This is a genomic window from Tardiphaga sp. 768_D3_N2_1 (assembly GCF_052076105.1).
Classification (GTDB): domain Bacteria; phylum Pseudomonadota; class Alphaproteobacteria; order Rhizobiales; family Xanthobacteraceae; genus Tardiphaga.
On the sequence record NZ_CP197245.1, the window covers coordinates 2,133,965 to 2,158,095 of the forward strand.

The 24,131-nt window shown below is 63.7% G+C and carries 18 protein-coding genes; 6 read left to right on the forward strand and 12 right to left on the reverse strand.

Features of this window, described 5'->3' with window-relative positions; translation table 11 throughout:
* Nucleotides 1–92 precede the first annotated feature (92 nt).
* Complete coding sequence (locus AB8A27_RS09810; protein WP_441244867.1) at nt 93–1,742, forward strand: glycoside hydrolase family 17 protein; 1,650 nt, start codon at nt 93–95, stop codon at nt 1,740–1,742.
* Here AB8A27_RS09810 and AB8A27_RS09815 read toward each other — a convergent pair.
* The gene (locus tag AB8A27_RS09815) at nt 1,702–2,082 is read right to left on the reverse strand and encodes a hypothetical protein (RefSeq protein WP_115028714.1); all 381 of its coding nucleotides are present in this window, start codon (nt 2,080–2,082) and stop codon (nt 1,702–1,704) included. The genes AB8A27_RS09810 and AB8A27_RS09815 overlap by 41 nt on opposite strands.
* A gap of 122 nt (nt 2,083–2,204) precedes the next feature.
* Nucleotides 2,205–3,449 carry a hypothetical protein gene (locus AB8A27_RS09820; RefSeq protein WP_441241737.1) on the reverse strand — a complete coding sequence of 415 codons (1,245 nt, stop codon included), beginning with the start codon at nt 3,447–3,449 and terminating at the stop codon, nt 2,205–2,207.
* Between the two features lie 173 nt (nt 3,450–3,622).
* Here AB8A27_RS09820 and glmU point away from each other — a divergent pair, with 173 nt between their 5' ends.
* The gene (gene glmU, locus AB8A27_RS09825; RefSeq protein ID WP_441241738.1) at nt 3,623–4,975 is read left to right on the forward strand and encodes a bifunctional UDP-N-acetylglucosamine diphosphorylase/glucosamine-1-phosphate N-acetyltransferase GlmU; all 1,353 of its coding nucleotides are present in this window, start codon (nt 3,623–3,625) and stop codon (nt 4,973–4,975) included.
* Between the two features lie 22 nt (nt 4,976–4,997).
* Here the strand turns inward: glmU and AB8A27_RS09830 are convergent, their stop codons facing one another.
* Nucleotides 4,998–5,147 (reverse strand): hypothetical protein, encoded by a 150-nt coding sequence (locus tag AB8A27_RS09830; protein ID WP_158550328.1) that lies wholly within the window; start codon nt 5,145–5,147, stop codon nt 4,998–5,000.
* A 265-nt stretch (nt 5,148–5,412) separates the two neighbouring features.
* On the opposite strand from AB8A27_RS09830, the gene glmS reads away from it, so the two are divergent.
* Both glmS and AB8A27_RS09840 read left to right on the forward strand, forming a co-directional pair.
* Complete coding sequence (gene glmS / locus AB8A27_RS09835; RefSeq protein WP_441241739.1) at nt 5,413–7,239, forward strand: glutamine--fructose-6-phosphate transaminase (isomerizing); 1,827 nt, start codon at nt 5,413–5,415, stop codon at nt 7,237–7,239.
* 149 nt (nt 7,240–7,388) lie between these two features.
* Complete coding sequence (locus AB8A27_RS09840) at nt 7,389–8,162, forward strand: DUF502 domain-containing protein (RefSeq protein WP_441244868.1); 774 nt, start codon at nt 7,389–7,391, stop codon at nt 8,160–8,162.
* A gap of 1,045 nt (nt 8,163–9,207) precedes the next feature.
* Here the strand turns inward: AB8A27_RS09840 and AB8A27_RS09845 are convergent.
* The 5 genes from AB8A27_RS09845 to recG all read right to left on the reverse strand — a co-directional run bounded on the left by AB8A27_RS09845 (nt 9,208) and on the right by recG (nt 14,805).
* A complete protein-coding gene (locus AB8A27_RS09845; RefSeq protein ID WP_441241740.1) occupies nt 9,208–9,846 on the reverse strand; it encodes a DedA family protein in 639 nt (212 codons plus the stop codon).
* Nucleotides 9,843–10,433, reverse strand: a complete 591-nt coding sequence (locus tag AB8A27_RS09850; RefSeq protein ID WP_441241741.1) for a class I SAM-dependent methyltransferase — start codon at nt 10,431–10,433, stop codon at nt 9,843–9,845. The genes AB8A27_RS09845 and AB8A27_RS09850 overlap by 4 nt, the downstream gene beginning before the upstream one ends.
* A 137-nt stretch (nt 10,434–10,570) precedes the next feature.
* A complete protein-coding gene (locus tag AB8A27_RS09855; protein ID WP_441241742.1) occupies nt 10,571–11,938 on the reverse strand; it encodes a sensor histidine kinase in 1,368 nt (455 codons plus the stop codon).
* Nucleotides 11,935–12,609 (reverse strand): response regulator, encoded by a 675-nt coding sequence (locus AB8A27_RS09860; protein WP_441241743.1) that lies wholly within the window; start codon nt 12,607–12,609, stop codon nt 11,935–11,937. Before AB8A27_RS09860 ends, AB8A27_RS09855 begins: the two co-directional genes overlap by 4 nt.
* A 90-nt stretch (nt 12,610–12,699) precedes the next feature.
* Complete coding sequence (gene recG / locus AB8A27_RS09865; protein WP_441241744.1) at nt 12,700–14,805, reverse strand: ATP-dependent DNA helicase RecG; 2,106 nt, start codon at nt 14,803–14,805, stop codon at nt 12,700–12,702.
* Nucleotides 14,806–14,984: 179 nt separating this feature from the next.
* Here recG and AB8A27_RS09870 point away from each other — a divergent pair, with 179 nt between their 5' ends.
* Nucleotides 14,985–15,275 carry an FAD assembly factor SdhE gene (locus AB8A27_RS09870; RefSeq protein ID WP_371422466.1) on the forward strand — a complete coding sequence of 97 codons (291 nt, stop codon included), beginning with the start codon at nt 14,985–14,987 and terminating at the stop codon, nt 15,273–15,275.
* Entirely contained in the window at nt 15,272–18,790 is a 3,519-nt protein-coding gene (mfd, locus tag AB8A27_RS09875; RefSeq protein WP_441241745.1) for a transcription-repair coupling factor, read from the forward strand. The genes AB8A27_RS09870 and mfd overlap by 4 nt, the downstream gene beginning before the upstream one ends.
* A gap of 198 nt (nt 18,791–18,988) precedes the next feature.
* Here mfd and AB8A27_RS09880 read toward each other — a convergent pair whose 3' ends face one another.
* The 4 genes from AB8A27_RS09880 to AB8A27_RS09895 form a co-directional block, all read right to left on the reverse strand.
* Nucleotides 18,989–19,381 carry a PRC-barrel domain-containing protein gene (locus AB8A27_RS09880; protein WP_441241746.1) on the reverse strand — a complete coding sequence of 131 codons (393 nt, stop codon included), beginning with the start codon at nt 19,379–19,381 and terminating at the stop codon, nt 18,989–18,991.
* 73 nt (nt 19,382–19,454) lie between these two features.
* Nucleotides 19,455–20,690, reverse strand: coding sequence for a GGDEF domain-containing protein (locus tag AB8A27_RS09885; RefSeq protein ID WP_441241747.1), 1,236 nt, complete (start codon nt 20,688–20,690; stop codon nt 19,455–19,457).
* 106 nt (nt 20,691–20,796) lie between these two features.
* Entirely contained in the window at nt 20,797–22,314 is a 1,518-nt protein-coding gene (locus AB8A27_RS09890; RefSeq protein ID WP_441241748.1) for an AMP-binding protein, read from the reverse strand.
* Nucleotides 22,315–22,318: 4 nt separating this feature from the next.
* On the reverse strand, nt 22,319–24,103 hold the full coding sequence (locus AB8A27_RS09895; RefSeq protein ID WP_441244869.1) for an extracellular solute-binding protein: 1,785 nt from the start codon (nt 24,101–24,103) through the stop codon (nt 22,319–22,321).
* Nucleotides 24,104–24,131: the final 28 nt, after the last annotated feature.

The window sequence follows — 24,131 nt, forward strand, 5'->3', positions numbered from 1 at the left end:
CCGGAAGTTTGTCTGATTTTCGTGGGCGTGTCGGGTCGACAAGTCCGTGATTGCCGGCATGACGCACTTGGCAGATTGGCGATGACCGGCTAATCGACGGACGACTTTGGAGGACGGAACCAATTTCCACCCGCACGCCGCTGGCGCTTCTCATCCTTTCCCTTGGTACGATCGCAGCGGTTTGGTGGTGGCTGGCCACGCCGGTCACGCTGGTGCGCGCGCCGATCGATCCCGCCGCCAAACTGGAATGCGTCTCCTACGCGCCGTTCCGCGGCGAGCAGACGCCGCTGAACTCGACCGCCATCATTCCCGCCAGCCAGATTGCCCAGGACATGGCGCAACTGGCGCAGATCACCAAATGCGTGCGGACCTATTCCATCGATAACGGCCTCGACCAGGTGCCGGAACTGGCCGGCAAGGTCGGACTGAAGGTCATTCAGGGCGTCTGGCTCGGGAGCAACCGGCTCAAGAATCTGGCGCAGATCGCCGGCGTCGTGGACCTCACCAAGCGCTTTCCGAACGTGATCAGCAGTGTGGTCGTCGGCAACGAAGTGCTGTTGCGCGGCGAGATGACGGCTGCCGATCTCGTCGGCAATATCCGCTCGGTGAAGGCGCAGGTCGGCAAGATCCCCGTGACCTATGCCGATGTCTGGGAATTCTGGCTGAAGAATCGCGAGATCTATGACGCGGTCGATTTCGTCACGATCCACATCCTGCCCTATTGGGAGGACTTCCCGATTCGCGCGAAGAGCGCCGCCGCCCATGTGGATTCGATCCGCAAGCGTGTCGCCGTGGCGTTTCCATCCAAGGAAATCCTGATCGGCGAAACAGGTTGGCCGAGCGCCGGGCGGATGCGCGATGGCGCGTTGCCATCGCGCACCAATCAGGCACGGGTCGTGTCCGAAATCCTCGATCTGGCGAAGCGCGAGGATTTCCGTGTCAATCTGATCGAAGCCTATGACCAGCCTTGGAAGCGCGATCTTGAAGGTACAGTCGGCGGCTATTGGGGCCTGATCTACGATCAGCCGCGTGAATTGAAGTATCCACCGGGCGTTCCGATTACCAATTATCCGTCGTGGAAGCTGCAGATGGGGCTCGGCATGGGGCTGAGCTTCCTGGTTTTCGTGACGGGCATGTTGACGCTTCGCCGGCGGCCATGGTCGCCGCGTCTGTCGGCCTGGCTGACCGTTGCCGTATCGGCCACGGTGGCCGGCGTCCTGCTGGGCGTTGCCGCAGACAAGCTGATCTATGAAAGCTATGGCGTCGGCCGCTGGATCCAGTGGAGCGCGCTAATGGCCGCCGGTGTCGCGTCGCCGCTGCTGTGCGCCTATGCGACGATGTCCGGCCGCTCGCTGCCGACCTTCCTCGAACTGGTTGGACCCAGCCGGTTCCTGACCCGATCGGTATCGACAGTTCTGCTTGGGATTACGCTGGCTGTGGCCGTGCTGATCGGCGCCGAGACCGCGCTCGGCTTCGTGTTCGATCCGCGTTACCGCGACTTTCCGTTCGCGGCGCTGACCATGGCGGTCGTGCCGTTTGCAGGACTGATGGTCGTCAACCGTCCGCAGGAAGGTGTACGGCCGATCGCCGAGTCGGCGTTCGCCGGACTGCTCGTGCTGTCGGCCCTGTATATCGGCTTCAATGAAGGGCCGGATAACTGGCAGTCGCTGTGGACCTGTGCGATCTATTTGCTGTTCGGCTTCACGCTGTGGCGGGCGCGGGCCGCGCAAAGCCCAGAATAAGCAGGCCGACGGCGATGCCTGACAGGGCAACGTTATAGAGCACGATCCCGAAACCGGCTGCGATCAGCGCGCCGGTGATCAACACGATCGATGGCCGCAGCAGGTTCAGCACCGCGATGACGATCGCGGCGATCCCGAACACCGAGTTCTTGAACAGATAGGTCATCACCAGCCGGCTCTTGCACAGGGCGCTCTGGAGGCCGGCATCGCAGGCGAGCGCCGTCGTCGACAATTCGATGGCGAGATAGCGCAGATAGATGGCGTAGCCGACGGACAGAAAGCCGACGATGAGAAGCCATTGCACCTGACGGGCGGTGAGTTTGAACGGATCTTTTTTCATGCGGAAACCATGGTTCAAAATGCGGCGCGGAACAACCCGGCATGCGGTCGCGGTGAGAGGTCGGACCTAGATAGCACTTTAGCCGCGCGCGCCAAGAGATTGAAAATCTGATCTTTTGGTCCTTAACGCAGACCCAGGAACGAGGTCAGCGACGATTGCGGCTTCGGCGGCGCAACTTCTTCCACGGGCTTGGGCGGCGGCGCTTGTTCGGTACGTTCCTGTGGCTTGGGCGCGGCGCGCCTGCGTTGCGCCGGCCTGGCTGGTGCAGGCGCAGCTTCTGCGGGCGCCGTCTCGGCCTTCATGGCAAGGCGCTGACCATCGAAGATCGACGTCTCGCAGGGGCGGCTGCTCTCGGTCAGGGCGGCGCAGATCTTCGCGGCGGCTGCAGCATCGCTGAGTGGGCCGGCGACGAGGCGCAGTTGCATGCCAAGTCCGGTGGGGCGCTCCTTGACCATCATGATCGGACGAAGTCCGTTCAGCACACGGGATTTGGACATGCCGCGCCAGATTGCGCGCAGGCCATCCACTGAATTGGCGCCGCCGATATCGACGCCGAATTCGGTGCGGGCAACCGGCGTCGCCACGGCCTCGATAGCTGCAGGTGCCGGTTCGGTCACAGCAGCAGGTTGGACCGATGCAGTGATCTCTGGGGCCGCCGAAGGTTCAACGGCAGGCACCGACTCGCTCAATTTGGCGGCGGTGGCATCGGGCGGCGCCGTCATCGATTTCCAGGTAACGAGCGGGGTCGGGGCCGGCGGGCTGTTGGAAACCACCGTTTGCGCCGGTTTGGCGGGCGTCGTCTCGGCAGGCGGCGTGACGGCGGCCACGGGACCGATGACCGGCGTCGATGGAATGCTCGGAAGCTCTGCCGCGGGCTTTGGCTCGGCGGTGACTGCGGACGGGGCAACGACGGATGCGGTGGCAGGTGGCTGCGGCGCTGGTGCCGGCGTCGTTGTGGCGGCTGTCGGTGTTGGATTGGTCTGGCGCTTGATCGATCCGGTGACTGAATCCAGCCCCTGTTCGACCGAGGTGACGCGCGCGTAGAGCCGGTCGCGATCGCTGTTGAGCGTCTCAATGGCCAGCGTCAGGCGGCGGGCCTCGACCTGGGTTTCCTTGGCGACGAGCTGGATCTGCTGGGCCTGCCGCGCAAAGGTCTCGGATGTGGCGACCTGATCGCGGCGCAACTGGACCTGCGACTGGCTGGCCAGAATGGCAACCACCACCGCGCCCACGGCGGCAACGCCCCAGGAGCCCAGCCGCCACATCATGCGGCGGTCGATTTTGTCTTCCTCAGCCAGAAATCCGGTCAGCCAGCCGCTATGCTCGGCTGAGAGCGTATCGGCCCACTTGTCGTGCTTATCCGCCATTCGACGTCTGCGTCGCCCCATCGCCCCTGCGAATCACAGTTCAACATTATCAGGAAACCGGTTGGGAACCTGAGGTTGTCGGGCCATATGGCGCGCTAAACCGGGTTTCCACATTTTGCTAAAACGCTCTATGACGGCCGCGGCGCACGGGCGCCGCCATAACGGGGATTCGGATGACGGGCAGAACCAGCCTCACCATCGTGCTCGCGGCCGGCGAGGGAACGCGGATGCGGTCCTCGACGCCGAAAGTGCTGCATCAGGTCGCCAGCCAGTCGCTGCTGGGCCATGTGCTCGCGGCGGCGCCTCATGGCGCAGGCTCTGCGCTGGCCGTCGTTGTCGGTCCCGACCGCCAGGATGTGGCGGATGAAGCGAAGCGTGTGCGGCCCGATGCCGCAACATTCGTTCAGCACGAACGTCTTGGCACCGCCCATGCCGTGCTGGCGGCAAAGGACGCCATTGCAAAAGGTGCGGACGATCTGCTGATCGCCTTCGGCGACACGCCGCTGATTTCAGCCGAGACGTTCGAGCGTTTGCGTGCGCCCTTGGCGGCAGGCGCTGCGCTGACCGTGCTCGGTTTTCGCGCGGCCGATCCGACCGGTTATGGCCGGCTGCTGGTTGAAGGCGACCAACTGGTCGCGATCCGTGAACATGCGGATGCCACACCGGCCGAACGCCAGGTAGATCTCTGCAATGCCGGCGTGATGGCATTCTCCGGCAAAACCGCGCTCACCATCATCGAGCAGATCGGCACGTCCAACAGCAAGGGCGAATACTATCTCACCGATGCCGTCGAGATCGTGCGCAGCATGGGCTTGCGGGCGAGCGTGATCGAGACGAGCGAGGATGAAGTCCGCGGCATCAACACCAAGGCGCAGCTCGCGGAAGCCGAAGCGATCATGCAGGCGCGGCTGCGCAAGGCTGCGCTCGATGCGGGCGTGACCATTGTCGCGCCGGAGACCGTGCATCTCGCGGCCGATACGACGTTCGGCAATGACGTCACCATCGAACAGTATGTGGTGATCGGGCCCGGCGTCAGCATTGCCGACGGTGCCGTCATTCACGCCTTCTCGCATATCGTGCAGGCGGCCATCGGCAAGAAGACCTCGATCGGTCCTTACGCGCGCATTCGGCCGGGAACGTCGGTCGGCGAGGGCGCGCGCATCGGCAACTTCGTCGAGGCCAAGGCGGCCATCCTGGAAGCGGGCGTGAAGGTCAACCACCTGACCTATGTCGGCGACACGCATATTGGCACCGGCGCCAATATCGGCGCGGGCACCATCACCTGCAATTACGACGGCTTCAACAAGAGCAAGACGATCATCGGCGCCGGCGCCTTTGTCGGTTCGAATTCGTCGCTGGTCGCACCGGTGAAGATCGGTGCCGGCGCCTACATCGGTTCGGGCTCGGTGATTACCCGCGACGTGCCGGACGACGCGCTTGCGGTAGAGCGCAACGAAGTGTCGACGAAGGAAGGCTGGGGCAAGCGCTTCCGCGACAAGAACGCGGCGAACAAGAAGCCGAAGTGAGCGCGCGGTGTTCCCGGTAACGTCAGGTCACCGGGGTCTTCAGATGCCAGCCACGGCGGATCGGGCGCTTGGCGACGATTTCTTCCTGCGGCGTATGGGGCTCGGCGACATGCGGTTTCACCGCAATATCGCGCTGCGGCGGCGGCCAATGCGCCAGTTTACTCTGCGACATCTCGACATGTCGCAGCCGTGATCCGGCGATTGATCGGGGGGCTCTCGGGTCTCGCTCCTCCCACATGGATGTCTACTCCGGTCAGGCGTAGATGCTTCCGCAAACACGTTGATGGTTTGTTAAACGCGTCGGGCAAAATGACTGCGTAACCGCGGTAACTTGTCTCAATCGGCAATAATTATTGAGTAACAGTCGATTTGCGATTCTCGCTAAGAGAGTTCCAGATTTTCTGGGCAATTTGATACCACTTGGAGAGATACACCGCATGTGCGGAATCGTCGGAATTTTGGGACGCGGTCCGGTTGCTGACCAGATCGTGGACTCGCTCAAACGCCTCGAATATCGCGGCTACGATTCTGCCGGCGTTGCCACGCTGGAGGGCGCGCATATCGATCGCCGCCGCGCCGAAGGCAAGCTGAAGAATCTCGAAGCCAAGCTCGGCAAGTCGCCGCTGGCAGGTCATATCGGCATCGGTCACACGCGCTGGGCGACGCATGGCAAACCGACCGAAGCCAATGCGCATCCGCATGCCGCCGAAGGCGTCGCGGTCGTGCATAACGGCATCATCGAGAATTTCCGCGAATTGCGCCTCGAGCTCGAAAAGGGCGGCGCCAAATTCGTCAGCGAGACAGATACCGAAGTCGTCGCGCATCTCGTCAGCTCCTATCTGCAGAAGGGCGCATCGCCGGCCGATGCCGTGAGGCAGGCGCTGCCGCGTCTGAAGGGCGCGTTCGCATTGGCCTTCGTGTTCAAGGACCACGACAACCTGATGATCGGCGCCCGCAAGGGCTCGCCGCTCGCGGTCGGCTATGGTGACGGCGAGATGTATCTCGGCTCCGACGCAATTGCGCTGGCGCCGTTCACGGACAATATCAGCTATCTCGAAGACGGCGACTGGGTGGTGCTGACCCGCAAGGGCGCCGAAATTCACGATGAGCAGGGCGCCGTCGTGAAGCGCGACGTGATGAAATCCGGCGCATCGTCCTTCATGGTCGACAAGGCGAATTATCGCCACTTCATGGCCAAGGAAATTCACGAGCAGCCGGAAGTCGTCGGTCACACGCTTACGCGTTATGTCGATATGGCGACCGAGCGCGTGGCGCTGCCCATGACGCTGCCGTTCGACTTCAAGGACGTCCAGCGTATTTCGATCACCGCTTGCGGTACCGCGAGCTATGCGGGCTTTGTGGCGAAGTACTGGTTCGAGCGCTTTGCGCGCCTGCCGGTCGAAGTCGATGTGGCTTCTGAGTTCCGTTATCGCGAAGCACCGGTGCGCAAGGGTGATCTGGCGATTTTCATCTCGCAGTCTGGCGAGACGGCCGATACGCTGGCAGCGCTGCGTTATGCCAAAGAGCAGGGCATGCACACGCTCGCTGTCGTCAACGTCACGACCTCGACAATTGCCCGCGAGAGCGAGACCGTGATGCCGACGCTGGCCGGTCCGGAAATCGGCGTCGCCTCGACCAAGGCTTTCACCTGCCAGTTGATGGCGCTGGCGACGCTTGCGCTCGCAGCCGGCAAGGCCCGCGGGGAACTGTCCGACGCCGACGAAGCAAAGCTGGTCCATGGTCTCGTCAAAGTCCCCCGCCTGATGGCCGATGCGCTGACGCACGAAGCTGCAATCGAGAAGCTGGCGCGCGACATCGCCAAGTCCAAGGACGTGCTCTATCTCGGCCGCGGCACCAGCTATCCGCTGGCGCTGGAGGGCGCGCTGAAGCTGAAGGAAATCTCCTACATCCACGCCGAGGGCTATGCGGCCGGCGAACTCAAGCATGGTCCGATCGCGCTGATTGACGAGACCATGCCGGTCGTCGTGATCGCGCCCCATGATCGGGTGTTCGACAAGACCGTGTCGAACATGCAGGAGGTCGCGGCGCGCGGCGGGAACATCATTCTGATGACCGATGCCAGGGGCGCGGAGGAGGCCACCGTGGACTCCATGGTGACCCTTGTGATGCCGGACATGGACGCAGCCTTCACGCCGCTGGTTTATGCCGTGCCCGTGCAGTTGCTCGCCTATCACACCGCCGTCGTGATGGGCACTGACGTCGACCAGCCGCGCAATCTGGCCAAGTCGGTCACGGTAGAATAGGCCGGCGAGGCGGCAAGATTGTCGCAGGCGGCCGGTTTGGCCGCCTGACGCCGCATAAGTGGCTTCCCCCGCACTGGCGAAATCCTGCTAGGATACCCATAAGGACTGGCGGCGCGGTTTCGCGCGCCGCGCCAGATGGATTTGAAACGCTGATGGAACGCCCCGATTTGCCGCTGACCCCGCCCGCTGGCGACCCGCCGCCCGAGGCGCCGCGCGGCTTCATGGCCCGGATCCGCAACTATTTCCTCACCGGCCTGATCGTTGCCGGTCCGGTCGCGATTACCTTTTACCTGACCTGGTGGTTCGTTACCTGGGTCGATGCCATCGTGCGGCCGCTGGTCCCGGAGGCCTATCGGCCCGAACAATATCTGCCTTATGGCATTCCGGGTTCCGGCCTGATTGTCGCCTTCGTGGCGCTGACGCTGTTGGGTTTCCTTACCGCCAACCTGATCGGTCGTTCGCTGGTCGATCTCGGCGAGAAACTGCTTGATCGCATGCCGGTGGTGCGTGCGATCTATCGCGGCTTGAAGCAGGTGTTCGAGACGCTGTTCTCGGGGTCGGGATCGAGCTTCCGCAAGGTGGGTCTCGTCGAGTTTCCGTCGCCGGGCATGTGGTCGATCGTGCTGATCTCGCAGCCGCCGAGTGTCGAGGTTGCCAATAGCCTGCCGGGACAGGAGGAGCACATCTCGGTGTTCCTGCCTTGCGCGCCGAACCCGACCACCGGCTTCTTCTTCTATGTGCCGAAGAGCAAGATCATCGATATCGACATGTCCGCCGAAGCTGCTGCGACCCTGATCATGTCTGCGGGCGTGGTGCAGCCGGGCTCCGATCCGCAGAAGAAGATCGCAGCATTGGCGCAGATGGCAACGGCCGCGGGCGTCGCGAATGCGCCCGCGCCGAAAGAGCCGGCGAAGGTGGATTGAGGCGCCACGGCTTTGTGGATGAGGTGAGCGTCTGCGCGAGCCCGTCTTCGTGCGGCGCGTGATCGATGGGTTTCGCTCCGGCATGATGCGCCTGCACTCACTCATCCTACTCACGCTCAACTCCGTCTGTCGTCATGGCCGGACTTGTTCCGGCCATCCACGTCTTCCTTTGCCGCCAAGGCGTGGATACCCGGCATTCGCCGGGCATGACGGCGGAGTGCGGGGTGGCGACGGAGCGTCACGTTCGTCAGATTCAACTGTCAAACAGCCACTGCGCTTCAGACATGCGTCATCACCCCCATTATTTGCGGCGCGGGGCGCCGTCGTCTGTCGCATTCCCGCCCTCCTGAAAGAGGGCGTGCGGAACGCCGGGTGCCCGTTGCACCCTTGGGCCTGATGCCATGCGGTCTTCCGCAAGGTTAGTGCATCAGGACTTTCGGACACGCGGGGCAAGTGCCACGACGTTCCGCATACGGTGTTTTTTCGGTTGCTTGCGCGTTGCCATGGCGAACGACCCGATCACCAAGATTACAGTCCGAAGGCGAAGGGACAGGGTGCCTCAAGCACTTAGGCCGGACGCGTTTTGATTTGGTCGTCCGTTACACTGTCCAGGGAGTCTGTCCATCTCAAGATCGGCCGTCTCTGGCCAGTGGCAGTGCTGGCGCAGATCCGTCCTGCCCGAAGACAGACGTCACCCATGAACCGCGTAACGCCGCATCTCCGGCGTCCACCGCATCCCACCCCGCGAACGTGACGATCGCGATCGCCCCTCTCGGTGGGGCAGGACGGAGGGGAATATAATCAAGGTGGGGATGCTGTCAACGGAGGATAGGAAAAAATGTTTAGGCGCGACCCTGCCGCCCCAAGCTGTCATTCCGGGGCGCGGCCGGCACTTGCCGGACGCGAACCCGGAATCTCAGCATGTTCAGCGCAAAACATTCCGGGATTCCGGGCTCAGTCCGGCCCGCTTCGCGGTCCGTCCAGCCCCGGAATGACGAGCCAAGATCCGGCCCACTTCGGACGGCCGTTTGGGTCATGTCAAATTCTAGCCGGCAGCCGGACGGGGTCGTGATCTACGCCGCTTGAAACAGCGCCAGCCCCATACGATCAGCGCTTCCAGCCCGATCAATGCAGCCACGACGATCACCCCCGCAAAGGCGGGGTCCGAATTGTGGTCTCCGATCCAGAAGCCGAGGGTGAGCAGTGGTCCGGCCCATACGAGGCTGCCGATAAACGTTCCCAGCAGAAATCGCGCGAGGGGCACGCCGAGCACCCCTGCGGGTATAGCCATATAGACCCGGATCACGGGCAGCGTCTGGCCGAGTGCGAGGATCAGGACGAGGTTGCGTTGAAACGCATCTGCCGCCCGCTGATAGCGGGCAGGGGTCAGTCCGATATAGGGACCGAAGCGTTTCACGAATGTCACGCTGCGCCGCTCTCCCAGGATCAGGCCGACGCCATACCAGCACAGCGAACCGGCCGTTGAACCGATCGCGAGTGCGAGGATGGCCGATGTAAGGTCGCTCTGCTTCGCAGCGACAACGATGCCGATGACCACGAACGCGACGTAAGACGGCACGAACGGAAACAGTTTCTCGGCGATGCCAAGTCCGATGATCCCGACAGGACCAATGTGGACGCAGTTGATCAGAAGATCGGCGAGTTCTGTCGCTATCGCGCTCATTCCGCCACCTGGACGGCGGACGGGCGCCGCGTGATGCGATAGACAGAAGCCGGCGGAACGTTCATCAGCACGCGACCGACACAGGACGCTTCGAGGCCGAATTGCTGGAGTTGCAGATGGCTGATCGGACAGCGGACCCCGTAGGTGAACTGATACATCACACCGTCGGGCCGGAGGCTGTTGAAAACACCGGCCAGGATCGCATCGACCTTGTTTTGTGCCATGTTCAGCAACGGAAGTCCGCTGACAACGGCGCCGAACGTAGCACGTTCGAACACGTTCTGCGGCGCGATCCATGAAGCATCCATCCACAGCACGCGCGCGTGTGGAAATCGTCGCTGCAGCAGGCGCATGAAGTCCGAGCCATATTCGATGAGCGTCAAATCGCCTTCCTTCACGCCCTGCTTCAGCAGTGCCTGCGTAAAGACGCCGGTGCCGGGGCCGAGTTCGAGCACCTTGCCGGTCGCGCCGTTGATCTCGCGGGTGATCATATTGGCGAGGGCAGACCCGGACGGTGCAATTGCCCCGACAGTCCGGGGGGCCGATGCGAGCGATCGGAAGAAGAGCAGGAGGCCGTTTGCGGTCATGTGAACTATCCATTGCAAATGCATCGACACCGACGGTCGTCGGCAGTGTCGTGTATGTGTAGTGGAGATTGAGAGAACATGACGTGATGTCTTCGACGCTGCAATAAAGCGCCGGTCATATTCAACGCGTATCGCTGCTAGCGTCGGGACTGCCGCGCGCCGAAGAACATGGTGACATGCGTGTCACCATTCGGTCCGTCCTGAATATCGATCATGCCGTCATGGAGACGGACGATTTCACGAACCAGATTGAGTCCGAGGCCGGCGCCGCGGGAGCCGCTATTGACCCGGTAGAACGGCTCGAAGACGCGTTCCCGATCGCTCAGCGGGATGCCGGGGCCTTCATCGGTCACCGAAACCGAAGACGCGGTGACGCTGACGACTATCTTTCCGCGACGTCCGCCATATTCGATCGCATTGTGGATCAGGTTCGCGAGGGCGCGCTCCAGTGCTCCCTGATCCCCTGACATGGGGGCCTGTTTCACACTGCTCTCGAATGCGATCTCGTATCCTGCTGCGATGGCGAGCGGCGCGAGATCCGACGTCACATGCTGCGCGATCTCGACGAGGTCGATATCCGACTGCGGTGCGGCGGACTGCTTCAACCGTTCGGTGTCCAGCAGCTGTTCGGCGAGTGTGGAGAGACGGCGGACGTCCTCAAGTAAGCGTGCAGTATGCGGTCCGGGTTCGGTCGACTCGATCCGGGTTTGCAGGATGGCAATCGGCGTCCGCAATTCATGGGCGGCATCGACCAGGAAACGCTGGCGGCGATCGAAGCCGTCGTCGAGGCGGCGCAGTGCGTCGTTGATAGCCATGACCAGCGGTACGATTTCCTTGGGCACCTGATCGAAAGTGAGGCGCGCGCCGCGCTTGTCCGTGTCGATGCGCTCGGCTTCCGCTGCCGTGAGGTCCAGGCCGACTAGCGAGCGTCGAACGACCATGGGTGTTGCAATCAGAGTCGTCACAGCCATGATGGCGCAGGTAGGCACTACTACACTCAGGAATATCGTCGTGATGGCGAGGACGAGCCGCTGCCATGGCACGATGCCCCCTGAGCCGGTCAGGATCTGGACGCGTCCTCCTGTGGTATCGATCCAGCGCATCCTTGCTGTTGGGCGGGGCGGATCGCCGAGGTTCCAGCCGAGGCGGGCCTGTCCGACCTGGTCCAGCGCATCGCCAATGCGTGCGAATTCGGGTGGCACATTGCCTCGCGAGACGCGGTGGCCGTCTTTGTCCCTGACGACAAACCACAATTCGGGCATGATGCTGCGCTGCTGCACCAATGCAGGTGTCTCGCGGATAGCAATGGCGCCCGCAGCATCGCGCGTAAGAGCATTCTCGATAACACTGATGGTTTCGTCTTCGGGCTCCAGCGAGACGAGGCATCCAGTCGCCCACAGGACGACGATGACTGTCAGCACCAGCGCGGTCAGCATCAGCGCCTGCAGGACGACAAGGCGACTGACCAGGTGCCACCGCAGGGATTTGCAATCCGCATGGGTCATGGTGTGCGCTTGATCAGGTAGCCGATGCCACGAATGGCGTGAATTTCCACACCCGCGCTGGCGTCGGCCAGTTTGCGGCGGAGGCGCGAGACATGGGTATCGAGGGCGTTGGACTGGATTTCGTCGTCGAAACCGTAGACCGCTTCTTCGAGCGCTGATCGCGCGACAGTCCGGCCAGAGCGCCGCAGCAGCGTTTCGAGCACCAGCAATTCGCGACGCGGTAAAGTCATGATCTCACCGGCAACGCTCGCCTGGCGATGTTCGGCGCTGTAGGCGAGGCGACCGAGTTGCAGGATTTCGGCAGGCATGTCGCTTGGCCGGCGCAGCACGGCGCGCAGCCGCGCCAACAATTCCTCGATCGCAAATGGCTTGCCGAGATAGTCGTCCGCGCCGGTGTCCAGCCCCGTCACACGATCGGCGAGGTCGCCCCGTGCCGTTAACACGATGACGGGCGCCTGCACGCCACTCGCTCTTAATCTGGGGATCAGCGAGAGCCCGTCGCCATCGGGCAACTGGCGATCGAGCAGGATGGCTCCATAGCTGCTGGTGAGCAGGGCCTCTTCGGCCATGCCGATCGTCGCCACGCGGTCGACCACCATATCGTGGCCCTTGAGCGCGGCCGCGAGCGCCGCAGCCATTTCCGGTTCATCCTCGACGAGAAGTACGCGCACACAACTACCTTTCGCCTCAAGCCAAGGGTGAAACCTAGGTGGGGAACATTGCGTCAACGTTACGGAACGACGTCGCTGATCCCGGAGCGGCTATCCCGCACCGATCAGCGGGATCGCCTCATCGCGTTCATAGAGATACAGCAGGCAGCGCAGCGCCTCGCCGCGCTCGCCCGTGAGTTTCGGATTGTCCTGCAGGATCCGCAGCGCCTCGTCGCGGGCCTGCGTGATGAGCTGCGCATGAACCTCAGACCGCGCGATGCGAAAGCCGGGCATGCCGCTCTGGCGCGTTCCCAATACGTCGCCTTCGCCGCGCAGCTTGAGATCTTCCTCCGCGATCCGGAATCCGTCAGTGGAGTCCTTGATGACCTTGAGGCGTTTGGTGGCGATCTCGCCGAGCGGCTCGCGATAGAGCAAGAGGCATGTTGATGCTTCCGAACCACGTCCGATGCGGCCGCGCAGCTGGTGCAACTGCGCAAGGCCGAAACGCTCGGCATTCTCGATCACCATGATGGTGGCGGCGGGCACGTCGACGCCGACCTCGACCACCGTGGTGGCGACGAGGATCTGCGTCTCGCCGGCAGCGAAGCGCGCCATCGCCGCATCCTTTTCGGCGCCTTTCATCCGGCCATGCACGATTCCAACCTTGTCGCCGAACCGCTGCTGCAGGCTCTCGAAGCGCTCTTCCGCATTGGTGAGTTTCGGGCCGTCCATTTCGGACTCTTCCACCAGCGGCACGATCCAGTAGATCAGCTTGCCGTTGTCGACCGCGCGGCCGATGCCGTCGATGACTTCCTGCAGCCGGCTCGCCGACATGGTGCGGGTCTCGATCGGCTGGCGGCCCGCAGGCTTTTCGCGCAGCTCGGAAATGTCCATGTCGCCAAAGTAAGTCAGCACCAGCGTGCGCGGGATCGGCGTGGCTGAGAGCACCAGCACATCGACTGCGCTACCCTTGTTGGTCAGCGAGAGACGTTCGCGGACGCCGAAGCGATGCTGCTCGTCGACGACGGCCAATGCGAGTGCCTTGAATTCCACATCGTCCTGGATCAGCGCATGGGTGCCGACGATGAAGTCGATCTCGCCGGCGGCCAGCCGCGCGAGGATATCCTTGCGCTCCCTGCCTTTCTCACGGCCGGTGAGGATGGCGACGCGCAGGCCCGCGCGCTCGGCCAGCGGCGCGATGGTCTTGATATGCTGGCGTGCGAGGATTTCGGTGGGGGCCATCAATGCGGCCTGCTTGCCGACTTCCGCAACGGCTGCGGCGGCCAGCAGCGCCACGACGGTCTTGCCCGAGCCGACATCGCCCTGCAGCAGCCGTAGCATGCGCAGCGGCTTGGTGAGATCATCGGCGATCGCCGCTGAGGCCTGCTGCTGCGATGGTGTCAGCGCATAGGGCAGGGCGTCGATGATCCTGTGGCGGATGTGACCATCGCCGGCATTGCGATCGCCGGCAGGACGACGGAGTTGCGCGCGCACCAGCGCCAGCGCGAGTTGGCCGGCGAGCAGTTCATCGAATGCGAGGCGCGACCAGAACGGGCGGTCGGGCAGAACATCGGTGATCTCCACCGGGACATGGACGCGCTGCAGTGCCTCGGCCAGCGATGGGAATTTGCAGCGCCGGATGACTTCCGGGCTGATCCACTCCGGCAGCGCCGGCAGCCGCGTCAGCGCCTGCGCGATGGCCTTGCGCAGCGAGGTGATCGCGAGGCCCTGGGTCAGCGGATAGACCGCGTCGATGCCCGTGAGCTTGGCGAAGCCTTCCTCGTCGACCACGCGGTCGGGATGGGTGATCTGCAGCATGCCGTCGAACAGCTGCGTCGTGCCGGACACATAACGCTTCTCGCCAACCGGCAGCAGCTTTTCGATCTGGCCCGGATATGTCCGGAAATAGGTCAGGATCACCGTGCCGGTGTCGTCGTGGGCATAGACCAGATGCGGCGCACGTGCGCGGCCGGGCGGCGGCTCGCGATGGCGATCGACGATGACTTCGAGGGTCACCATGGCGCCGATCTCGGCCTCGTTGATCTTCGGCCTGTCGCGGCGGTCGATCACGCTGACCGGCAGATGCAGCAGCAGATCGACGATGCGCGGCGTCTCGGCGCGGTCCAGCAGGAAGCGCAGCAGCTTGTCCTGCTTCGGCCCGATGCCGGACATGCTGGTGACCGGGACGAACAGGGGATTGAGCACTTCAGGGCGCATCAAAACGACTCAGGACTTCGGGTTCAGCAGGGTGATCACGGTATTTGCGAGAGTTGGATGCATTTCAAGGCGAAAGCAATGCGTTAAGAGGTGCTGACAGGGGCGGAAGCGGGGGCTATATGAGCCTGCCCGGCACGTCCGGGCTTTTGGCGTTTGCGGGCTTTGGGCGGGATGGACAGATGACGGGAACGACACGATCGAGCAATGGCCTGGATGACCGCCGCAAGCGGCTGCTGTTCCGGTGCTGGCACCGCGGCACGCGCGAGATGGATCTCATTCTGGGCCGCTTCGCGGATGCCGAGATCGGCATTCTGGCGGACCTCGAACTCAAGCAGCTCGAAGACCTGATCGGTCTCGAAGATCCCGAGCTTTATCCGGCCTTTGTCGGCGATACCCAATTGGACGAGCAGTACCGCACACCGCTGTTCGAGCGCATCAAGCAGTTCCGGAATCTGGACAAGCCTCTATGAAATCCCCCGTTGCCTCGCCGGCCGCACAGCTCGCGCCCGGCCGTGCGCTGACCTTTGCCAATGTCGCCGAGGGCGCCGAGGGCCTGATCGTCGCCGATCTGGCGCGCGCGGTTGCGGCCAAGCCGAAGCCGCCGGCGGTGAGCCTCACCGTGATCTGCCGTGACGGGCCGCGGATGCAGCAGCTCGCGCGCGCGCTGGAATTCTTCGCGCCGGATCTGCCGGTGCTGCAATTCCCGGCCTGGGACTGCCAGCCTTACGACCGCGTCTCGCCCCATGGCGGCATTCTCGCGCATCGCATGACCACGCTGGCGCGGCTGTCGCGCCTCACCGGCAGCGACAAGCCGATGATTGTGCTGACCACGGTCAACGCCGTCGTGCAGCGCGTGCCGGCCCGCGAGATGGTGGCGGCGCAGGCGCTGTCGGTTGCGCCAGGCCATGTGGTGCCGATGGACTCCATTGTCGCCTGGCTCGAACACAACGGCTACACCCGCTCGGGTACGGTGCGGGAGCCCGGCGAATATGCCGTGCGCGGCGGCATCCTCGATCTGTTTCCGGCCGGTCTCGATCAACCGGTGCGGTTCGACTTCTTCGGCGACAGTCTGGAATCGATCCGGACCTTCGATGCCGAGACCCAGCGCACGCTGCTCGACATGCGCGCGCTCGATCTGGTGCCGGTGTCGGAATTCCAGCTCATCACCGAAACCATCCGCCGCTTCCGCATGGGCTATGTCGCGCAGTTCGGCGCCCCCGAGCGCGACGACCAGCTCTATGAAGCGGTCAGCGAAGGCCGCCGTCATCCCGGCATGGAGCACTGGCTGCCGCTGTTCCAGGACCGCATGGACACGCTGTTCGATTATCTGCCGGGCACGCCGGTTGCTATCGAGCCGCAGAGCGAGGATGCCGCCGCCGAACGCTTCAAGCAGATCGGCGACTACTACGAAGCCCGCCGCGAGGTCATGGGCACGCCGGGCGGCGGCGCGATCTACAAGCCGCTGCCGCCGGACCGGCTCTATCTGACCGATAGCGAATGGCACAAGCGGCTGGAAGACATCGCGCTGGCGCGGCTGTCGCCCTTCGCATTGCCGGAAGGCACGGCAGGCGCCGTCGATGCCGGAGCGCGGCAGGGCCGCAACTTCGCGCCGGAACGTGCCGACGCCAATGTCAACGTGTTCGAGCGCGTTGTCGCACATATCCAGGCGCTGCAGGCGGAGCGCAAGAAGGTCGTCGTCGCGCTGTGGAGCGAAGGCTCGCGCGACCGCATGGCCAGCATGCTGAAGGATCACAAGCTGCTTAACCAGCAGATGGTGAATTCCTGGCGCGTGGTGCAGGCGACGCCGCGCAACGAGACCATGCTGGCTGTGGTCGGCATGGAGAGCGGTTTCGAAACCGATCAGATCGCCGTCATCAGCGAACAGGACATTCTCGGCGACCGACTGGTGCGGCCGCGTAAGGCGAGCCGCAAGCTCGACAACTTCATCTCGGAAGTCACCTCGCTCTCGGCCGGCGACGTCGTCGTCCATGTCGAACATGGCATCGGCCGTTTCGTCGGCCTGCAGACGCTGCAGGTTGGCGGCGCGCCACATGACTGTCTCGAATTGCGCTATGCCAACGAGACCAAACTGTTTCTGCCGGTCGAGAATATCGAGCTGCTGTCGCGCTACGGCTCCGACCAGACCAATGTGGAGCTCGACAAGCTCGGCGGCTCCGGCTGGCAGGCGCGCAAGGCCAAGCTCAAGAACCGCATTCAGGAAATTGCCGGCGAACTCATCAAGATCGCAGCCGAGCGGCATCTGCGCGAGACCGAGCGGATCGTCGTGCCGCGGGAGCAGTATGACGAATTCTGCGCGCGCTTTCCCTATGAGGAGACCGAGGACCAGCAAACCGCGATCAACGCGGCGCTGCACGATCTCGAACATGGCAAGCCGATGGACCGCCTCGTCTGCGGCGACGTTGGTTTCGGCAAGACGGAAGTGGCCATGCGCGCCACCTTCGCCGTCGCGATGGAAGGCAAGCAGGTCGCGGTGGTCGTGCCGACCACGCTGCTCGCGCGCCAGCACGCCAAGAATTTCGCCGAGCGTTTCCGCGGCTTCCCGGTGAATGTTGCGCAGGCCTCGCGTCTCGTGACCCCGAAGGAACTGACCGCCACCAAGAAAGGCCTCGCGGACGGCTCGGTCGACATCGTCGTCGGCACCCATGCGCTGCTCGGCAAGTCCATCAAGTTCAAGGATCTTGGCCTTGTCGTGGTCGACGAGGAGCAGCACTTCGGCGTGACGCATAAGGAACGGCTGAAGCAGCTCCGGGCCAATGTTCATGTGCTGACGCTGTCGGCAACGCCGATCCCGCGTACGCTTCAGTTGGCGCTGACCGGCGTGCGCGACCTGTCGATCATCGCCTCGGCGCCGGTCGATCGTTTGGCGGTGCGCACCTTCGTGGCGCCGCATGATCCGCTGATGATCCGCGAAGCGCTGCTGCGCGAGCGCTATCGTGGTGGGCAGGCGTTCTATGTCGTGCCGCGCATCGACGATCTTGCCGAGGTGAAGGACTTCCTCGACAAACACGTGCCTGAGATGAAGGTCGCCGTTGCCCATGGCCAGATGGCGCCCACCGTCATCGAGGACATCATGTCGGCGTTCTATGACGGCAAATACGATATCCTGCTGTCGACCACGATCGTGGAGTCGGGCCTCGACATTCCGAACGCCAATACGCTCATCATTCACCGTGCCGACATGTTCGGTCTTGCGCAGCTCTATCAGCTCCGTGGCCGTGTCGGTCGCTCCAAACTGCGCGCCTATGCGCTGTTCACGCTGCCGTCGACCCACAAGATCACGGGTCAGGCGGAGCGCCGGCTGAAGGTGCTGCAGTCGCTCGAGAACCTCGGCGCGGGCTTCCAGCTCGCCTCGCACGATCTGGATATCCGCGGCGCCGGCAATCTGCTGGGCGAAGAACAGTCCGGCCACATCAAGGAAGTCGGCTTCGAGCTGTATCAATCGATGCTGGAAGAAGCGATCCTGGCGCTCAAGTCCGGCATCTCCGAGCCGATCGCCGACAGGTGGTCGCCGACGATCACGCTCGGCATGCCGGTGATGATCCCCGACGACTTTGTTGCCGATCTCTCGGTGCGGCTGTCGTTGTATCGGCGGCTTGCCGATCTCGAGACCGATGACGAGATTGCAGCTTTCGCGGCAGAGCTGCGCGACCGTTTCGGCGTGCTGCCCGACGAGGTGCGCTATCTGTTCAAGATCGCCGCCATCAAGGCCTATTGCCGCCGCGCCAATGTCGAGAAGGTCGATGCCGGTCCGAAGGGCGCCGTCATCTCGTTCCGCGACAACTCCTTCGCGCAGCCGGATAAGCTGGTGTTCTTCATCAAGCAATACGGCCAGGCCGCCAAGGTCCGCCCGGACATGAAGGTGGTGTTCCTGCAGGACTGGGACACGCCGGAAGATCGCCTCGAAGGCGCGACGGAAATCCTGCGCGCGTTGGCGGGTCTCGCGGAAAGCAAGAAGGCAGCGTAGGCGCTTTCGCTCCGTCCTCATCCTGAGGAGCAGCGCCGATGGCGCTGCGTCTCGAAGGATGGCTGCGAAGTCAGCGCCGAATACGCATCCTTCGAGACGCCGCCCAAGTGCGGCTCCTCAGGATGAGGACAGAGCGTGCAGCAAACAGAACAGCCGCCGGCATCGTTGCCGACGGCCGTTCATTGAATGACGCGACGCTTACTTCGGATACTTGAATTCCGGAGCAGCCTTCAGCGCTTCCTTGGTGGTGTTCATCGACGCCACCCACTTGTTGTCCTTGTTCAGGCTCACCTTCACCGATGCAGGCGAGACCGCGACATAGTGTTCGCCCATGCCGAGGAAGCCGCCGACTGACAGGATCAGGGCGTCGACCTGATTGTTCTTGATGGCCAGATCGCTGATCTCGCCGATCGTCTCATCCTTCTGGTTGGTGATGTTCAGGCCCTTGAGCTTGGACGAGAACATCTCTTCCTGGGAGACGGTCGAGAACTTTGCCTCGGCGGGTGCAGCGCCAGTCGTGATTGTCGACTGTGCCAAAGCCGGCGTGGCGAGAAGGGCGAGGGAAGCGGTGATGAGTGCAAGCTTTTTCATTATCGTTGTCTCCATTGCAGATGCACCTACAATGCGACGTTCGATACTTCGTTCCTGACTTTATTTCAGGAACTTATGACGCTGCGCGTTGTGCGTCCCCGCCATGCAGGCGCGCCAGCAGTGACTTCGAGGTATCCGTTGGCTCCATGGTGATCACGGTGACGTGGGGATCGTTGCGGGCATCGCGCTTCGGCCCGTGCATGGTGTGCTTCATCACGCTGGAGAGGCGCCTGGCGATCATATGGGCGTTGCGCTGGTCGGTTTCGGCGAAGGCGACCACGATGGAGCCGTCGTTCTGCAGCGTGCCGAAATCCATCCGCCGCATCAGCCGGCTGATGATCCGCGCAGCGTCGCGCTGCGCGCGTAGCGGGATATTGTCGAATGAGAACCGTGCCATCGACAATCCGCCGCCGCGGGTCTGTGTGTGATAGACGGCTGTCGCGATGTCGCGTTCGAAGGCTGCAATCGTCAGCAGGCCGGTGGCGGGATCGAGCAGCCCGTCGGATTCGATCGATTTCAAGGTGCGGCCGAGGCGTGCTTCAAAGGCGTGCTGGCGCAGCAGCGGCAGCGCTGTCGCCGCGACGGTGTCGGCGTCTCCGACGACGATTTCGAGATTGGCAAGATCGTAGCTTGGCGTCAGGCCGGGCACGGTGACGACAACGGGCAGATTGCGGAAGCGTGCGTCCTCGGTAAGGACGGTGAGAAACGCGTCAACGACACGCGTGCTGAAGCCTTCGCCGATGACGATGCCGTCGAGGTCGCGCCCATTGAGATGCTTGGCGGCAGCCTCGATGCTGAGCGCGCCGACCACGCCGACGCGTTCGCCGAGCGCCACCGACAATGCGGCATAACCACCGCCGCGGCCGATCAGCATCACCGTCGCATCGTCCAGCGGGTCCGACTGCAGTGACATGCGATGCAGGTTGTCGGCGGTCAGGCGTCGCATCACCGTGGCATGCAGCGTGCGGACGCGCAGCGCGTTGCGCAGGCGTGCGCTGAGTCGATCGAAATTGCCGTCGGTCTGCGTGAGCGGGATCGCATGACCGGGCAGGTCAGTAACAGGATCGATGGCGATCAGCGGCACGTAAGGCTGCTTGGCGCCAAGCCGCTTCGCCAGCGCCTGGAAGGTCGGCATGTCGTCGGCCGAAGCTGACACCACGACGGCGGCCGGTTGTACACGTGCCACCGCATCCAGTGCCTCGGCCCATGTCGCATCGACCACCGGGAAGATGTTGCTCTCCGCCAGGGCTGTCGCAAACGCGGCCGGCTGCTGGTTGGAGACGGCGACGATGGTGGCCTGATCGGACATGCTTGGCTGCTACCCCTGACGCGAAACTGATCGCGGCAGGCTAGCCCGACGTCCTTAATGTGCGGTCAATGAGATTGCTCGCATTTTCACGATCGCGCTCGCTCGCTCAGTCGGCCATCGCCCGGTCACGAAACGCTTCGACCATCAGCGGGTTGAGGCCGAGTTCTGTGAGAGCATCGCGGGCGCGGGCGTTGTTGCTGGCGCGGCCGGCGAGGCGGTAGCCGCTGAGCCGATCCGGGAGTGCCGTCAGCATGGCGTTCTCGCCGAGCCGCTTGGCCCATTCATTGAGGTCCTGCGCCAGGAAGCGATAGCCGCCGACGGCCATGATGCCCGAGGGCGGCGCGGTGATGTTGATCGCGCCGGTCACACGGTCGAGCCGGGCCATATAGCCGGTATCGACATAATCGAGCGGCTTGGCCGGGATCAGGGCATTGCTGGCGTCGGCCTGGGCCGTATAGGCCAGCACCGGCACCATGGGGCCGCGCAGGCCCAGCGTGCCCCGGGGCGTCAGGATGATGTCGCCGGCAATGGCAGAGCCTTGTTGGGCGCGTGGCGCGCCATGAGGGCCCGGCATGATGGCGACGGGCAAGCCGTCGTCGCCGCGGATGGCGCCGAACAGACCGGCTTCGCCGAACAGATAGACGTCGGTGAACGAGGCCTGCGAACGGGGCCACGCCGGCGAAGCCGTAACCTGTTCAGGGGCGCGCCAGAGGCCGAGCACGTAACGCAGCACCGGCGAGCGATCGAACAACCCGCCTTCGGCGAGACGCTGCGCCAGCGGCGCCGGCGCCACCAGTACGTCGCAGGCATTCGCCGCGATGCCGCGCTCCAGCACCGCATTGTCGAACGGATGATGCAGGGCAAGTACGCCACCGGAGAGCAGCCAGGTCACCAGCGACGAGGCGACGCTGGCGAAAGACGACGGCACCAGCGCGGACATGATCGTGGCGCCCTGCGGCATCCCGCTCTCCAGGAACACGGCAAGGCCGCCGGAGATCAGGTTGAGATGGGTGCGCGGCACCGCGCGGAAACCATCGGAGGTAACATCGAAGGAGACGATGGCTGCACGGCGGGCATCTTGCGTGACCGGCGTGGGCTCCACGAACTCGCCGGACAGCACGGCATCGAGCGGGGTCATGCCTTCCGGCAGATCGCTGCCGAAACCGCCGACATAGCGGATCGAGAAGGCTTCAGCCGCAGCATTCATGATGAGGTCGGCATGGCTGACGCCGTCGATCTTGCTCTGCGTCACCAGCGCCCGCGCGCTGCAACGATTCAGTGCCATGGTCAGATCGGCCTGGCGCCAGAGCTGAGGCAGCACGGCGACGATCAGGCCGGCGCGATGCGCGGCCAGCACGGTCAGGACGAATTCCACGGTGTTCGGCAACTGGACGGCGACGACCGAATTGGCAGGGAGACCGGCCTCCATGAAATGCGCCGTCAGCGCCGAGATCGCCCGGTCCGCATCTGCAAAGGTCAGCCGCTGCGGCTCCGTTGCGGTGACGCGCAGCTTGTCGGCGGGATCGACCAGCGCCAGTGCCTGCGGCTGCCGGCTGAGGATACGACGAAACAGGCCGTCGAGGGTGGGCGAGGCATTCGGCGTAGGCGAGGTGGATGCGGTCACGGTGTCACTTCCGGTTCGGCGGCGAAGCTGGCAGCGTTCTGGCCCACCACGTCTCCGGCAAATAGCCCGACAGCGCGATGGTCGAAGGTCGTTCTATCCGATTCCATCGGGCAATCCATTGCTCGCCCACATAGTAAAGCGGGATAGCGTAGAAACCCGCGATCAATGCGCGGTCCATGGCGCGCACGGCATCGACGAACGGACCGTGGTCGCGGGCCTCCAGCATGGCCGAGATCATGGCGTCGACAGCGGGATTCTTCGCGCCCATATAGTTGCGGGTGCCGGGATTGTCGGCGGCTTCCGAGCCCCAGTAGAACGACTGCTCGTTGCCGGGCGATAGCGACTGGTCCCAGCGGTTCTGGATCATGTCGAATTCGAAATTGATGCGGCGCTGGTCGAACTGCACGGCATCGATCGAACGGATATTGGCTATGACACCGGCGCGCTTGAGATCGCGCGCATAGGCCAGCGCGATGCGTTCCTGATCGCGGGTGGTGACGAGGATCTCGAAGGCGAGGGGCGTTTTGTCCGACTGCCGCCGCAGCACGTTGTTATCGAGCACGTAGCCGGCATCCTTCAGCAGTGCCAGCGCAGTGCGCAGCGCGGGACGGTCACGGCCCGAGCCGTCGCTGACCGGCAGGCGGTAGCTACCATCGAGAATGTTGGCCGCGATATTCGAAGCGTAGGGCTGCAGCAGTGCCCGTTCGCGATCATCGGCGGCGCGCATATAGGCCGAGAGATCCGAGCCCGCGAAGAAGCCGGCCGAACGGGCATAGAGGCCGAAGAAATAGGTGCGGTTGATCCATTCGAAATCGAACAGCAGCGTCAGCGCCTGTCGTACGCGAATATCCGCGAACATCGGTCGCCGCGTGTTGAACACCAGAAATTCCGACGGCTTCGGCAGGCCGGTCTTGATGCTGTCGCGGATCACTTCGCCTGATGTGGCGGCGGGGAATGTGTAGCCGTCATGCCAGCGCAGCGGTTCGTTCTCGACGCGGAAGTCGTAGAGGCCGCGCTTGAAGGCTTCGAAATGGGTGTTGGCCTCGCGATAGTAGTCGAGGCGGATCTCGTCGAAATTCCACAGCCCGCGATTGATCGGCAGATCGCGGCCCCAATAGGCGGGATTGCGGGTGAGGGTCACCGCTGCGCCGGGTTTCACAGCCGTCACCGTATAGGGCCCGGAGCCCAGCGGCGGCGCCATCGAGGTTTCCTCGAACGTATCGGGATTGACGGCATGTTTCGGCAGCACCGGCATCAGGCCGAGGATCAACGGCAATTCGCGATCTGCCTGGCCGCCGAAGTCGAAGCGCACCGTGCGCTCGTCCAGCGCCTCGGCCCTGGCCACTTTCGAATAATACTGCCGGTGATTGGGCCGGCCCTTGTCGCGCAGCAACTGCCAGGAGAACAGCACGTCGGCGGCCAGCACGGGTTTGCCGTCGGAGAATTTGGCCTTGGGGTTGATCCGGAACGTGACGAAGCTTCTCGCGTCATCGGTCTCGACGCTCTCGGCGAGCAGGCCATAGAGCGTGAAGGCCTCGTCCTGGCCGCGGGCCATCAGGCTCTCGATGACATAGCCGCGCATCTGCGGAACCGCGATGCCCCGGACGATGAAGGGATTGAGGCTGTCGAAGGTGCCGAGAACGCCCTGGATCATGCGGCCGCCTTTCGGCGCGTCGGGATTGGCATAGGGCATCTGCCTGAAATCGGCTGACAGCGCGGGGGCGCCGTGCATGGCGATCGCGTGGCGGGGATCAGCCTGTGCGGAATCGGCCACCGGGCCGGCCAGCACTGTCCAGCAGGCCAACGCCGCGATCACC